Consider the following 12,523-nt stretch of genomic DNA (forward strand, 5'->3'; position numbering starts at 1 on the left):
ATTTGGGAGGCCTATGCAAAACAGACGCGATACATATCCGATTGATACGGCGGCGAAGCTGTTCCCGCCAACTGCCCGGCCAACGAACACTTCGGTATTCCGGCTGTCGGTACTTTTGAAAGAAAGCGTAAATCCTAAGGCCCTGCAGCAAGCGGCGGAAACAACGCTCAAGCGTTATCCTTATATGGCGGTACGGCTTGGCCGGTATGGCTTTGAACAATCAGACGCTTCGTTTGCCATACAGGAAGAAACGGGAACGCCGTGCGCCCCGTTTGATTCGGCAAAAGAGCCTTTCTTGCTGCGCATCCTGTGGTATAAAAGGCGCATTTCGGTTGAACTGTTTCATGCGCTGGCAGATGGCACGGGAGGGCTTGAGTTTTTAAAGACGCTGTTGTATTCTTACATGGTACTGCTGGGGAGGGACATCGATCCGGAAGGCAAGGTGCTGCTGCCGGAAGGCGCGATGTCGGATGAGGAATACGAAGACAGTTTTCTGAAATATTACGACGGCGCGAAAGCTCCGGTGTATAAGCTGCCTCCGGCCTTTAAGATCAAGGGCGGGCCGCTGCCCGCGGGCGGACGGAACGTACTGCACGGCGTTCTTTCCGTTGACGGGCTGAAAAGGGCGGCGAAGCGGCAGGAGGCAACCATAACGGAATACCTGTGCGCATTGATGGTTTATTCCATCTACAGGGAATGTATCAATGAAAGCCTGGATGACGAGCCGATTGTGCTGTCCGTACCCGTTAACCTGCGCGGCGCATTCCCCACACGTACGATCCGGAATTTTTTCTGCGTTATCAATGTGTCCGTGCCTATCGGGCACGCAAAGACATTCGGCGGCGCGCTTCGGATCGTGAAGGAAGAACTGCGGCAGAAAACGCAGGAGAAAAACCTGCGGGATGCCCTGGCGCAAAGCTGCGCGGTTATGGAACATCCGGTTGTAAAAGCTGTCCCGCGGTTTATGCGGGATGCGGGAACACGGTTTGTATTCGCGTTTTTCAGCGAAGATGTAAAGACGATGACCGTATCCAATGTGGGACGGATAGATCTCCCGTCGGATATGCTGCCGTATGTGGATCATGCGGAAACAGTCATTTATCCCACGGAACGCAGCCCTATTAATTGCTGTATGTGTTCTGTCGATGGGAAATTAACCGTTTCCTTTATCCGAACGGTAAAGGAAACAGGGCTTATGCGTTACTTCTTCGGTTTTCTTGCGCGGGAAACGGGCGAAGAAGTAACGGTTTATACGAACGACTGGGGGACTTTGGATGGGAAAGTGTGAATATTGCGGCGTGACCGTTGAAGGAAGGGCGAAATGCCCGCTTTGCGGCCGCAAACTGCATAAAAGCACGCCGAATACAATGTATCCGGCATGCCGTACAGATAAAAACACGGCGGCGGAAAAAAGAACGCCCTATTGGCCGGCGCTTGTAACGCTTGGAGCCGTGGGAATCTGCGCATGGATCAACTTGATGACCCGCGGAAGCGCGGGCGGCTATTGGTGCCTCGATATCGCCGCGATCTTCGCCTATCTATGGGTGCTCGTGCTCCATACGGTAAAATCGAAAACGCGGGGCAGTCTGAAATTGATGCTGCAAGCTTGCTTCATTATCGCAATGTTGTGCGTGTTTGACTGGAATGCGGGGCGCGGGCTTTGGTCGGTTAATTTTGCCATCCCGTTTGCGTGCATCGGGCTGATCTTCCTGGCTACCTATATTGTGCTGACGAGGAAGATGAGCTGGAATGAATATATTGGCTATATGATTGCGGTACTGCTTTTCGGCCAGGCGCCTGTTATGGGAATTTTTCTCGGGTTTACGCATTTCGTATGGCCGAGCTTCATGGCCGCCGGGTATGCGGTGTTTACATTTCTTATGATGCTGATGTTTGCCAATGGAAGATATAAAGACGAACGGGCGCGCAGGTTCCGGTTCTGAAGGGGGAAGATTATGGGGTTTCGAATGGGGCCGCTTGTAGCGGCTATGATGGAATATGAACGCGGCGCAGCCCAGCGGATCAATCATTTTTTAAAAGTGTACTCCTTCGCCAAGCTGATCGGGGAGCAGGAAAGCCTCGCGGCTCCGGTGCAGGAAACGCTTGAAGCTGCGGCCATTGTGCACGATATCGGCATCCGGCCCAGCCTTGAAAAATATCAATCTTCCGGCGGGAACTTTCAGGAAATAGAAGGCCCGCCCGTGGCGCGGGAGATCCTTACCCGCCTCGGATTCCCGGACGGTATGGTGGAACGCGTATGCTTCCTGGTGGGGCATCACCATACATACCGGGATATCGAAGGGGAAGATTACCGGATTCTGGTGGAAGCGGATTTTCTTGTGAATTTGCATGAAGAAAAAGCGGATAAACAAACGGTTCTCATGGCCAGGAAAAATATTTTCCGGACAAAAGCGGGAACCAAAGCGCTGAATGATCTTTTTGCGCTGCCTGGATAAGATGGAAACAATCAGAAAAATAGAGTGTGGGAAAAAAGAATATTTGGAACTGCTACTCGAAGCGGATCCCTCTGAAGAGATGATAGACAGGTATCTTGAAGACGGAACGCTTTTTGTGTTGGAGGAAAAAGGAGAGCCCGCGGCTGTTGCCGTAGTTCTTCCGCTTGCAGACGGGGAATGCGAGCTGAAGAATCTCGCCGTTGCGCAGGCCCTCCGGGGAAAAGGATACGGCCGCAGGATGGTGGAAGGCTTATTTGAAATTTATGGCGGCGCATACAAAAGAATGCGTGTGGGAACGGCAGATATTCCCTGCGGCTGCAAGGAGTTTTACCAAAAGCTTGGGTTTCGGTATACGCACACGGTAAACGGCTTTTTTTCCGGGAATTACCCGGAGCCGCTCTATGAAAACGGCGCGTTAATCGAAAACATGGCCTGCTTTGCAAAGGAATTAAAATGAAGGAATTATTTGATGTTGAGGGAAAACGCGCGCTCGTGACGGGCGGAAGCAGGGGCATTGGCCTTGCGCTTGCAAAAATGCTGAAGAAAGCCGGAGCCAAAGTTGCGGTGTTTTATCATGGAACGCCGGTGGAAGAGCAAGGGCTTATTCCGGTAAAATGTGATTTGTTGGATGCGGAAAACACGCAGCGTGCCTTTGCGGAAGCGGTAAAAGCCCTCGGCGGGCTGGATATCCTTATCAATGCCGCGGGCCTGCACAAAAAAGACGACGCGGAACATTTTCCGGCGGAAGAATGGGAAGCGATCATGCAGGTCAATGTGGTTGCCGCATTCCGCGTGAGCCAGCTTGCCGGACGGGAAATGATTGTCCAAGGCGGGGGAAAGATCGTCAATATTTGTTCGGTGCGCTCCATACTCGCGGGGGACCGCAGTTCCGCCTATAGCGCAAGCAAGGCGGCGCTTCTCCAAATGACGAAGGCACTTGCAAAGGAATGGGGAAAATATCATATTAACGTCAACGGACTTGCGCCAGGGTATATCCTGACGGATATGACGGCGGCGTCCATGAACGATCCCGAAATCGGCATCCAGCTTCTTTCGCATACTCCTCTCGGCCGTTTTGGGAAAATGGAGGACCTCACGGGAGCACTTTTGTTTTTGTGTTCCCGCGCGTCCGATTACGTCACAGGTATCCTCCTGCCCGTAGACGGTGGGTTTTTGTGCTGAATCGGTTCCAACGGATCATTGCAGGAATGCTTGGAAATTATTTTTTGTTAGACCTATGAGCTGCTTGCAGAACAGGGCCGTATATAATATCAATACAGGAGGTAACTGATTATGGCGAAAATTACAGACGTTAAAGGGATGCCACTTACGGATGAAGAACTGCGGGAGGCAAACGGCGGCGTTGAAATCAACCCTGAACATCATTGGTATGGCAATAAATATGCTGTATGCAATAAATGCAATTGCTCGGATTGGGATATTATTGGATGCCCCTCCGTAAACAGACTCAAGATTCAATGTAAAAAATGCGGAAATATTGAATACCGCGATATGAAGTCTTAACTTTTCGCCGCCCAACAGGGCGGCTTTTTTATCATCTCGGCTTTTGCATAAGGTTTTATGGGCATTCCGTGCCGGGGTCGCCCCGTCTTAAAAAGAGTGCCTCCTTATTTCGTTAAAAAGCAAATCGTGCAAATAGGAGGGCATGGAGCGGGAGGCCGGATGTTTCACGTAACCCGTATGAATCTTTTGCGTACAGGCTGTACGTGACAGCAGGAAGTACAGCGCCGCTAAAACCGTTTGTAATGCCTGCCTGGGTCTTTCCGCAAATCATGGCGTCTGCAATCGTCAAGATGTTTTTTGTCTGCCGCCTTGGAAGGTTAAATTGTCCTTCCGGCATATACGAAGATTTTCCATTTTCCATGGCCCCATATCTTCCTGATGAGCCTAACCCTCAAATCAAAAATTGTTTTAATACGCAAAGTGGCGTTCAAACACCTTATTTCACTGCTTCTTCCGCCACAACCGCAACGGAAGTACCGGATCCCGGAGGGCCAATGAGGGCCATCATCCCCACATCAAAGAAGATGAAATCATTTTTCCGCAAAGTTATCTAAATTGAAAAAACTAAGGAATCAAAGTTTTTTTGGAGATAACTTAAAATATTGCCGGGTGAATCAGTATATTTTGAGGAGAGAAAATGTTTCCAATAACCGGAGTTGAAAGGGAGAAGGAAGATATATGCGGGCATGTTAAGAGCCTATGGAAGCATACGGCCGCATGGGCACAATAAGTGGACCGGACGAATTGCCTGGAAAAAATGATTTATGATATACTAAAAAAAACGCGGCGGGGCGGAAAAAGAACCTTTTTGGCACCAGCCGGTTTCAAACTGCTATTGCGAAAATTTTTAAGGAAATAAAGGAATGAAAAAGAAAAAAATATTTTGGGGAACAGTTGTTTTTATCATCATATGCGCCGGTGTGATGGGGTTCTTGTCGGTCTTTACCCATGCGGAGGCGGAGCAGTCCTATGTTGTGTGGAACGAAGTATATATTCTCGAAGAAGATGGAACGAAACTGCCTCAGCCGGTCGATGAATACGGAAATATAGAAGGCTTGGAAAATGGAAAAACTTATGTAATGTCCGCGCCGCTCGAGGGAGAGATCCGTGACGCAAAGCTGCATCTTTTGACCACGGAAAGCGAAGTTACATTCTGGCTGAACGGAGAACAGATTTACAGCGAGTCCGTTTCGGGCGGGCGTACGGCTGAAATCAAAATTTTGTTGCCGGAAAATTATACCGGGCAAATCCTTACCATGCAATACCGTTTTACCGGGGAAGGAATGGAATATGTAACGCCCGTCCCCTTTATAAATTCAACATGGAACGAAGATGTGCAGACCTACGCATATGGGAATTATTATGGGATACTCGCAGGAGTCTATGGCTGTATCGTTGTTGTTACGAGCGGGTTGTTCCTGTTCAGCCTGTTTATGTCCCGGAAAGATATCACCCCGCTTTTGCTTGCCATAGCGGCGCTGATCCTGCTGTTCCACCGCATGGCGTTCGGAATGGGAGTATTTTTCCTGCCGGAAAACATGGTTTCCGTCCTTACCGAGCCTGTATTTCAATTTCTTCCCGTTATCCTGATTGTGGCATACTTCCTGCTGAACCGCAGGCGCGGATTCTGGAAATATTTTGGCAGGGTAAGCGCCTGCGCAGGCATAGTACTTGCAGTCGCCTACCTGATTTCATTTGCCGGAGGGACGTACCTTGCGAATTTTATCAATAACGAAATCGAGGGTTTTTTAACGGCCGGGGTTTATAGCGGCCTGCTGTATTGGATCACTGCTTACTTGCTTTTCGTAAGCATAGCCATTTCCGCATACAATATCATACGAAGCATAGCCGAGGACCGGTCGGAGCGTGAGGCTCTTATGATGAAAAATGAACTGCTGGCAGGCAGCTACCGGGCAATCAAACAGAATACGCATCAGGTAGCTGCGCTGCGGCATGAAATCAAAAACCACATTGCGGCGATGAATTTTTTGTTGCAGGAAGGAAATATAGCGGAACTAAAGGAATACCTGCAGGACCTGAACCAACAGGAAACGGATATGACGCGTATCCATTTTACAGAGAATTTTATCGTAAATGCGATCCTGCAGAATTACGCGACACGGGCTGCGGAAGAAGCGATCTGCTTTGAAGCCGAGGCTTGCGTACCGGAGAACATGGAAATCGCAAGCAGCGACCTGAGCAGCCTGCTGATGAATATGCTGGATAATGCGGAAGAAAGCTGTATCAAGATGAGCGATAGGAAGCGGAGGTATATCAGGCTGCGTATCGCGAAAAAAGGAGAGTTCCTTACGGTCTGCTGCGAAAATCCATATAATGGGGAGCTCTCACGAAATGAAAAAGGCCGCCTGCTGACAAAAAAGCAAAATTCTGTTGCCCACGGCTACGGGATACGTATTATGGAAGAGATCGCCAAAAAGTATGGCTCCAGCCTTGAGATCGATACGGACGGCGGCGTCTTCCGCGTGCAAACCGCGCTTCAGCTAAAAAGCGCGGAAGAAACACATTAAATACGGTTCAGATACCGCACCAGATTGGATTGAAGCGCGCGGTAATAGCTGCGCCCAACGGGCAGAGTCTGTCCTGTTTTCAAAAGGATCTCCGAATGGGACAAATGCCGGATCCATGCCATATTGACGATAAAACTGTTGTGGCAGCGGCAGAACTGGCTGTCCGGAAGGTATTCCTGAGCCTGGCGCAGGGACATTCGAAAGGAACGGACTTCATCTTTCATCCAAATATAGACATTATGGTTCTGGCTTTCCAGATAAATAATCTGGTCGGTCTCCAGAAAGACAGATTTATTCCCATAGCTCAGGGAAATCGCTTTTGGAATGTGGTTCAACTGCAAATCAACGTTGATGGCCTTGTGCAGCGCTTCCTTTGTGATGGGCTTCAAAAGATACTGGATGGGCTGAACGTCATAACCTTCGCGCAAATATTCCTCATAGCCTGTCGCAAAAATAATGCTCACCCGGTTGCCCTCCGCACGCAGGCGGCGGGCGAGTTCCATACCGCTCAAGGGTTCCATCCTGATATCCAGAATCAGCAGATCAAACGCAAAAGGATTTTCCTCCAATACGCAAAGCAGTTCATCGGCTCCACAGAAAGAAGTAACGCGGAAAGGAAACCCGCTTTCCGATAAAATCTCATTGCAAAGTTTATCTATGTTTTTCCGTTCGTGCCGGTTATTTTCACACACAGCGACTCGGTACATTCACGTCCTCCTTTTTACTTCTAGTTTATTTTTATTTTATCAAATGGCCCGGGCAAGTTCAATGTGGCGGGAGGGCAGCCATGCGTAAACAGCAGGCTTCGCGTCGTAAACGACAAAAAAAGATAAAAACGTCCATAGTATAATAATCTTAAAGAAACGTGCCCGCAGCGGGCCGGCATAAGGAGGGAAACGTTATGGATATCAAAGGTATTTTAGAGAAAATAAAACCGGAAGACCGCCAGACTGTGGTGACCGCCTGCTGGCAGTGCGAAACGGGGGAAGAGCTGAAGCAGACCGCGCTGGCAAACGGGGTGGAGCTGTCCGAAGAAGAGATTTCCTATATCATAGACCTGAAAAAAGATAAGGCCGAGATTCCGGACGATATGCTTGAAGCGGTAGTCGGCGGATATGGCAATGAAGGCAGGCCTTTCAGGATAGAATATTATAACTATATGCAGTATCGTATTATCTATTTAGACTAATTTTCGGGACCGGATTGAGGCAGATTCGGGAGAACGGGATAAAAGTATTCGGTAAAGGACGACGAAGAAATGGAAGACCCTGTTTGCGGTACGGAGATCAAACACAAAGACGCCGTTGTCCGGGAAGCGGCGCGCAGGCTGCTGGAGCTGATGGAAGCAACGGAAGTGGAGGCGCTGATCCTGTTTGGATCGCGCGCGGACGGACGGGCGGGGGAATGGAGTGATGTTGATTTCTACGCGCTCCACCGTGAAGGCGGGAGCCGCGTTTGGAAAACGGAGGCGCTGGGGCGCGAGGTGCGTTGCTTTTCGTACAACGCGGCGGTTTTGAAAACAGAATGTACCCTGCCTGAGTTTGGCGTTGTGAAGATTGGGATTCCGGTCTATGATCCGCATGGCAGGGGCGCGCTTTTCTTGGAGAAAATAAGGAGGGGAAGGGAGAACGCTCCCAAGATGCCCGGGGAAGCGAAGCGGCGGTTGAGGGCATGGATAGAAAGCATGCTCTCAGCCGCTTTTTCAGGTACGCCGGAAGCGAACTACCTCCGTTTACGGGCGACGATACGCTGCCTGGAGGCGTTGTTTTTGCTCAGCGGCCAGATTTATCCCGGAGAAAAAATGGCCTGCCTCATGCTCGAGCGGGACGCGCCGGAGGCGTTCCGGCTCTATATGCGCGCGATTTCAAAAAGCGCGGGGAAAGAGGAGGTACGCGCATGGGCAAACGCGGCGCTGTACCGCAAATGGCCTGTGAATGCCAACGATTTTTGGTTTGGAAAAGCAAAGGAGGCTCAAGAGCCGTGAAGAAAGTGCCTGAAATTTGTCGGCGGGCGGCAGAGCTGATCCAAGAAAAATATGATCCGGAAGCAATCATTCTCTACGGCTCTTATGCCGCGGGGTGTTGGAAAGCGGACAGCGATATGGACTTGCTCTGCTTAGTAAAAGAACCGGATCCGCCGAATCCCTTTCCGGAACTTCGGAGGCTTACGATGTCTCGGCTGAGCCTCTCCGGCGAGGCGCTGGAAGAGGAAATCCGCGGCGTAAAAATTTCAGTCATGAAACGGAGTATACGCTGCCTGAACCTCTCCTACCGCCTCGATCCGTTTCACCTGACGACCTTCAGTGGAAAAGTACTTCGCCAGAAGAATGGAACCGGGGATATTTACCTGAAACGGGTCAACGAGGCGGTGCGCGATTGGCTGCCTCTGCCCGGGCGTGCGAAGGAAGAGGCAAAAGAGCAGATTCAAGCTGATTTACACGCAATCGCTAACGGCGGCAAGCTGCGGGAGCATCTTGCGAAATTTTTTTTGCTGGAAAGCTTTTCTTTGTTGTATATACTGTGCGACGCGCTGCCGGTGGGGGCGAAAATGATGCTCCGCTATCTGAAAAGGGATGCGCCGGAGGCTTACGCGATCGTTGAAAAGGCGCTGCGGCCGGATGCGGATGCGGAGGACATCACGGTATGGGGAAGGTATATGCTTTCCACCCCCATACGGATCAACTTCATGGACGCGGATTTTTCCTGTTTTGGGGAAGGCGCCGGAGGAATTTCAGGGAGAGAAGAATGATACGGATAAAAGGGCTGTATAACGAGGCAGTCGTATATGCGCGGCAGCACGAGGAATCGGCTGAACAGGAGCTGGAACGCCTGTGTGGAATGCCATACAGCAAAAATTGGAAAATACGCGTCATGCCGGACGTGCATTATTGCGGAATATCATGCGTGAACGGCCTGACCGTGCGTTTTGACGAGGAAGGCGGGGGAATACCCTATACGCTTCTTGGGTTTGATATCGGCTGCGGCGTGCATGTCGTCCGCTTAAAAGAGCGGGAGATCGATCTGGACGCGCTTCACCGCGCGGTGCTGAGGCGGATTCCCTGCTTCCCCATGCAGCGCGCGAAACCGCATCCGCTGGCGGAGGCGCTTCCGTGGGACAGGCTGCGCTGCAGGGACGCCGTTTCGAAAGAAGAAGTGATCTGCAAGGTCGGCATGCTCGTTACCGGAGGGAACCATTTTATTGAACTCGACAGGGGGGAAGACGGTGCCCTGTATCTTGTAGTTCATGCCGGGTGCGTCAGCGCTTCCAAACCGATAACACGGTATTACTGCGACCGTCTGGGCGAGGCGATGGGAACGCCTATGGCCGCCGCTTCCTATGAAGAAAGGGAGGCTGTTGCCCGAACGGCGCTTACGGGCCGTCTGCTGGAAGAATACCTGAACGATATAGGAATACTGGCGGAAATTGCAGCTGCCGCCCGGCAGATTATGCTCGGTGACGTGTGCGAAGAAATGGGCCTTACGGTGGAAGAACGGTTCGACACCGCCCATAATACTATAGACCGGGAAAACCGGATACTCCGCAAAGGAGCGGTGAGCGCACGAAAGGGGGAACGCCTCTATATTCCCATGAACATGCGGGACGGAGGTTTTATCTGCGTAGGAAAAGGCAACGGGGAATGGAATTTTTCGGCGCCGCATGGGGCGGGCAGGTTGATGTGGCGCAAACAGGCGCGGGCAATGATCGCCGTGGAGGATTACCGCCGGGAGATCAGGAACGTATATGTTCCCGATACGGGGCTGGACGCGGTAGACGAAGCGCCGCAGGCTTATAAGCCCATGGAGGAGATCGCGCAGGCCATGCGCGAAACGGTGGATATCGTGGAGCATATTGTCCCGCTCTATAATTTCAAACGCGCGTTTTAAGCGGGAAAGGAGTTTTTGGGATGCTGACTTCCAGGGAATTATGCGCTTATTGGCTGGAGCTTCTGTCCCGCGGTGGGCGGAAGGACGTTTTGTTCGGGGAAACCGGACCGATTCTCAAAACGCTGGAGGAGATTGATGTCCGGGCGGAAAGCGCGCAGTTTTATCTGGAATTTCCATTGGCGGGAACGCCGCATACGGATTTTATGCTGCAGCTGAAGCGCGGGGACAGGATATTGGCATACCGGAAAACGGAATATTGCCGGTTTTTTGACTGGTTTGCCGGCAGCAAAGGATTGGGGCAAGCAGCGGGTTTTGAGTTTGATCTGGGCAAAGACGCGCCTCCCTCTTTCTTTTTTACACTGGAAAATGCGCCGGAATATGCCCGGAGGCTCGGGGAAGTCCTCGATCTGCTCGGCTGGAAAGGCAGCGGGCGGAACAGCCTGTTTCGTCTGCTGGAAAAGACGGAAGGTATCGCCGGTTTTTGGCATATTGGCCTGATGACAGGGCGGGAAGCTTCTCCGCTGCGCCTGTGCTGTGTGCTGAAGCGGGAACAGCGCGGCGTTTTGCGCGCCAGAGGGCTGTGCCGGACCTTGAAATGCTTGGGGCTGCCGGAGTTTTTTGAGCCGCTGCCGGAGTTTTTTGCGGACTATACAGAATACGGCTGGATATGGAATCTGGATATTTTGGCAGACGGGTCGACAGGGCCGGTATTTGGCTGGGATTTTTGCCTCCCCGTCATGCTCCCGGGCGTACAGAAAAAATTCCTCGCGTCAGGGGGAAAACGGTTTCCGGCGATGCTCATGGGCAAAGGGGCGGCAGATAAACGGCTTGCGCTTCTCGACGGCTGTATCCGCGCGGAATACGTGCCGTGGATCGCACCGTCCGGCGAACTGGAATTTCTCACTATGGCTTCGCTGCTGAGCCACTTCAAGCTCACATGGCGGGACGGCAGGCTGGAGCGGGCAAAGGCGTACGTCAGGATCGCGCCCGTCCGGCCGATACGGAAACTAAGCAGTCAATAAAAATGCCCCCTATATTCCGGTATAGGGGGCATTTTTATTGGATACGGTTTTATGCTTTACCTGTTGTACGCGCGCCTGTAACGGAGCGCGGCGAACAGAACGGCGGCGCAGGCGACTGCCAGGAGAAGGTAGGGAAATATGTCCGCTTCATCGCCTGTTTTGGGAGCCTTGGAGGAGTCGGAGGACGTCTGGTCTGTCTGGCCGTCTCCGGTCTCGGTCTCTGCGGCAGCCGTTTCCGCGGCCGTCAGCAGGACATGTTTGGTGGAATCCCCGTCTATGGAAAGCGGTTCGGAATACAGCTCAAACCCGTCGGCAGACACCATGAGGTTCGCCGTCCCGGGCTCCACTTCCATGGAATAGAAGCCGGTTGCGTCCGTAAACGTCCCATAATTGTCCCAGTTCACCTCCGCGCCGGAAACCGGATTGCCGCCTGCGTCCGTCACCGTACCGGAGAGGACGGCGGTCTGCGCGGGGGAAAGAACAACATCCTTGTTCATTCCGCCTTCGCTAAGGGAGACCGGTTCGGCATATAACGCGAATCCCTCGGCGGAAACCATGAGGTTCGCCGTTCCGGGCTGCGCTTCCAGGGCATAAAAGCCGCTGTCGTCCGTAAACGTCCCATAGTTGCCCCAGTTTACTTCCGCGCCCGGAATCGGATTGCCGTCCTCATCCGTTACCATACCGAAAAGCTCGCAAATGGAATTTTTATCCACGATTGGCTTTAGTATGAAAGACTCTATAGGGGTTAAATAACTATCACACTGTGCGTCGAGCGTTACAGTTTGATATCCATCCGCCTCGATGGTTATCCGGTTCATTCCATAACCGGCCTTTGCTTCCACGGAATCGGCTCCGACAGGATATTCGGTTACATAGGTATTGCCGTCCTTGTCGACAACGGTAATCGTCGCGGGAACCTTGATTGATTCGGGATTGGGCCCTTCCCATTCAACTAATTCAATATTAAAAGCATATTCTTTGAATGGGCCGTCGGCAAATGCGATGGAAGGAACCAGCAGCACCAACGCGCAAACAATTGTCAGTAGGAAAGCAGTTTTTTTCTTCATAGCGTGAAACCTCCTTTTGATTCATGCGCACGGCTCAGCGAA

The 12,523-nt window shown here is 51.8% G+C and carries 15 protein-coding genes; 13 read left to right on the forward strand and 2 right to left on the reverse strand.

Going from position 1 to position 12,523, the window contains the following annotated elements; all coding sequences use genetic code 11:
* Positions 1-13 precede the first annotated feature (13 nt).
* From H8S18_RS04950 to H8S18_RS04985, 8 genes are all read left to right on the forward strand, one after another.
* On the forward strand, positions 14-1,288 hold the full coding sequence (locus H8S18_RS04950; RefSeq protein WP_186857193.1) for an alcohol acetyltransferase: 1,275 nt from the start codon (positions 14-16) through the stop codon (positions 1,286-1,288).
* Positions 1,275-1,943: a DUF6320 domain-containing protein gene (locus tag H8S18_RS04955; protein WP_186857194.1), complete on the forward strand. Its 669-nt coding sequence runs from the start codon at positions 1,275-1,277 to the stop codon at positions 1,941-1,943. Before H8S18_RS04950 ends, H8S18_RS04955 begins: the two co-directional genes overlap by 14 nt.
* A gap of 12 nt (positions 1,944-1,955) precedes the next feature.
* Entirely contained in the window at positions 1,956-2,456 is a 501-nt protein-coding gene (locus H8S18_RS04960; RefSeq protein ID WP_186857195.1) for an HD domain-containing protein, read from the forward strand.
* Position 2,457: 1 nt separating this feature from the next.
* Positions 2,458-2,913 (forward strand): GNAT family N-acetyltransferase, encoded by a 456-nt coding sequence (locus H8S18_RS04965; RefSeq protein ID WP_186857196.1) that lies wholly within the window; start codon positions 2,458-2,460, stop codon positions 2,911-2,913.
* The gene (locus H8S18_RS04970) at positions 2,910-3,638 is read left to right on the forward strand and encodes an SDR family oxidoreductase (RefSeq protein ID WP_186857197.1); all 729 of its coding nucleotides are present in this window, start codon (positions 2,910-2,912) and stop codon (positions 3,636-3,638) included. The genes H8S18_RS04965 and H8S18_RS04970 overlap by 4 nt, the downstream gene beginning before the upstream one ends.
* 111 nt (positions 3,639-3,749) lie before the next feature.
* Positions 3,750-3,980: a hypothetical protein gene (locus H8S18_RS04975; protein WP_186857198.1), complete on the forward strand. Its 231-nt coding sequence runs from the start codon at positions 3,750-3,752 to the stop codon at positions 3,978-3,980.
* Between the two features lie 203 nt (positions 3,981-4,183).
* Entirely contained in the window at positions 4,184-4,534 is a 351-nt protein-coding gene (locus tag H8S18_RS04980) for a hypothetical protein (RefSeq protein ID WP_186857199.1), read from the forward strand.
* Between the two features lie 309 nt (positions 4,535-4,843).
* Positions 4,844-6,508 (forward strand): sensor histidine kinase, encoded by a 1,665-nt coding sequence (locus H8S18_RS04985; protein ID WP_186857200.1) that lies wholly within the window; start codon positions 4,844-4,846, stop codon positions 6,506-6,508.
* Here the strand turns inward: H8S18_RS04985 and H8S18_RS04990 are convergent.
* On the reverse strand, positions 6,505-7,215 hold the full coding sequence (locus tag H8S18_RS04990) for a LytR/AlgR family response regulator transcription factor (protein ID WP_186857201.1): 711 nt from the start codon (positions 7,213-7,215) through the stop codon (positions 6,505-6,507). The two genes, H8S18_RS04985 and H8S18_RS04990, sit on opposite strands and share 4 nt — an antisense overlap.
* A gap of 194 nt (positions 7,216-7,409) precedes the next feature.
* Between H8S18_RS04990 and H8S18_RS04995 the strand changes: the two genes are divergently transcribed.
* From H8S18_RS04995 to H8S18_RS05015, 5 genes are all read left to right on the forward strand, one after another.
* Complete coding sequence (locus H8S18_RS04995) at positions 7,410-7,697, forward strand: hypothetical protein (RefSeq protein WP_186857202.1); 288 nt, start codon at positions 7,410-7,412, stop codon at positions 7,695-7,697.
* Between the two features lie 69 nt (positions 7,698-7,766).
* Positions 7,767-8,492 (forward strand): nucleotidyltransferase family protein, encoded by a 726-nt coding sequence (locus tag H8S18_RS05000; RefSeq protein WP_186857203.1) that lies wholly within the window; start codon positions 7,767-7,769, stop codon positions 8,490-8,492.
* Positions 8,489-9,256 carry a nucleotidyltransferase domain-containing protein gene (locus H8S18_RS05005; RefSeq protein WP_186857204.1) on the forward strand — a complete coding sequence of 256 codons (768 nt, stop codon included), beginning with the start codon at positions 8,489-8,491 and terminating at the stop codon, positions 9,254-9,256. The genes H8S18_RS05000 and H8S18_RS05005 overlap by 4 nt, the downstream gene beginning before the upstream one ends.
* Positions 9,253-10,392, forward strand: coding sequence for an RtcB family protein (locus H8S18_RS05010; protein WP_186857205.1), 1,140 nt, complete (start codon positions 9,253-9,255; stop codon positions 10,390-10,392). The genes H8S18_RS05005 and H8S18_RS05010 overlap by 4 nt, the downstream gene beginning before the upstream one ends.
* A 20-nt stretch (positions 10,393-10,412) precedes the next feature.
* Positions 10,413-11,414 carry a hypothetical protein gene (locus tag H8S18_RS05015; protein ID WP_186857206.1) on the forward strand — a complete coding sequence of 334 codons (1,002 nt, stop codon included), beginning with the start codon at positions 10,413-10,415 and terminating at the stop codon, positions 11,412-11,414.
* Positions 11,415-11,470: 56 nt separating this feature from the next.
* Here the strand turns inward: H8S18_RS05015 and H8S18_RS05020 are convergent, their stop codons facing one another.
* Positions 11,471-12,481 (reverse strand): carboxypeptidase-like regulatory domain-containing protein, encoded by a 1,011-nt coding sequence (locus H8S18_RS05020; RefSeq protein ID WP_186857207.1) that lies wholly within the window; start codon positions 12,479-12,481, stop codon positions 11,471-11,473.
* Positions 12,482-12,523: the final 42 nt, after the last annotated feature.

Source organism: Christensenella tenuis (genome assembly GCF_014287795.1).
GTDB classification, from domain to species: Bacteria; Bacillota; Clostridia; order Christensenellales; family Christensenellaceae; genus Christensenella; species Christensenella tenuis.

Excerpts from the sequence above, each read along its gene's own strand:
- H8S18_RS04975 (WP_186857198.1), top strand. The coding sequence starts at position 3,750 with ATGGCGAAAATTACAGACGTTAAAGGGATGCCACTTACGGATGAAGAA.
- H8S18_RS04955 (WP_186857194.1), top strand. The coding sequence starts at position 1,275 with ATGGGAAAGTGTGAATATTGCGGCGTGACCGTTGAAGGAAGGGCGAAA.
- H8S18_RS05020 (WP_186857207.1), bottom strand. The coding sequence starts at position 12,481 with ATGAAGAAAAAAACTGCTTTCCTACTGACAATTGTTTGCGCGTTGGTG.
- H8S18_RS05015 (WP_186857206.1), top strand. The coding sequence starts at position 10,413 with ATGCTGACTTCCAGGGAATTATGCGCTTATTGGCTGGAGCTTCTGTCC.
- H8S18_RS04950 (WP_186857193.1), top strand. The coding sequence starts at position 14 with ATGCAAAACAGACGCGATACATATCCGATTGATACGGCGGCGAAGCTG.
- H8S18_RS05000 (WP_186857203.1), top strand. The coding sequence starts at position 7,767 with ATGGAAGACCCTGTTTGCGGTACGGAGATCAAACACAAAGACGCCGTT.
- H8S18_RS04965 (WP_186857196.1), top strand. The coding sequence starts at position 2,458 with ATGGAAACAATCAGAAAAATAGAGTGTGGGAAAAAAGAATATTTGGAA.
- H8S18_RS04990 (WP_186857201.1), bottom strand. The coding sequence starts at position 7,215 with ATGTACCGAGTCGCTGTGTGTGAAAATAACCGGCACGAACGGAAAAAC.
- H8S18_RS05010 (WP_186857205.1), top strand. The coding sequence starts at position 9,253 with ATGATACGGATAAAAGGGCTGTATAACGAGGCAGTCGTATATGCGCGG.
- H8S18_RS04970 (WP_186857197.1), top strand. The coding sequence starts at position 2,910 with ATGAAGGAATTATTTGATGTTGAGGGAAAACGCGCGCTCGTGACGGGC.
- H8S18_RS04995 (WP_186857202.1), top strand. The coding sequence starts at position 7,410 with ATGGATATCAAAGGTATTTTAGAGAAAATAAAACCGGAAGACCGCCAG.
- H8S18_RS04960 (WP_186857195.1), top strand. The coding sequence starts at position 1,956 with ATGGGGTTTCGAATGGGGCCGCTTGTAGCGGCTATGATGGAATATGAA.
- H8S18_RS04985 (WP_186857200.1), top strand. The coding sequence starts at position 4,844 with ATGAAAAAGAAAAAAATATTTTGGGGAACAGTTGTTTTTATCATCATA.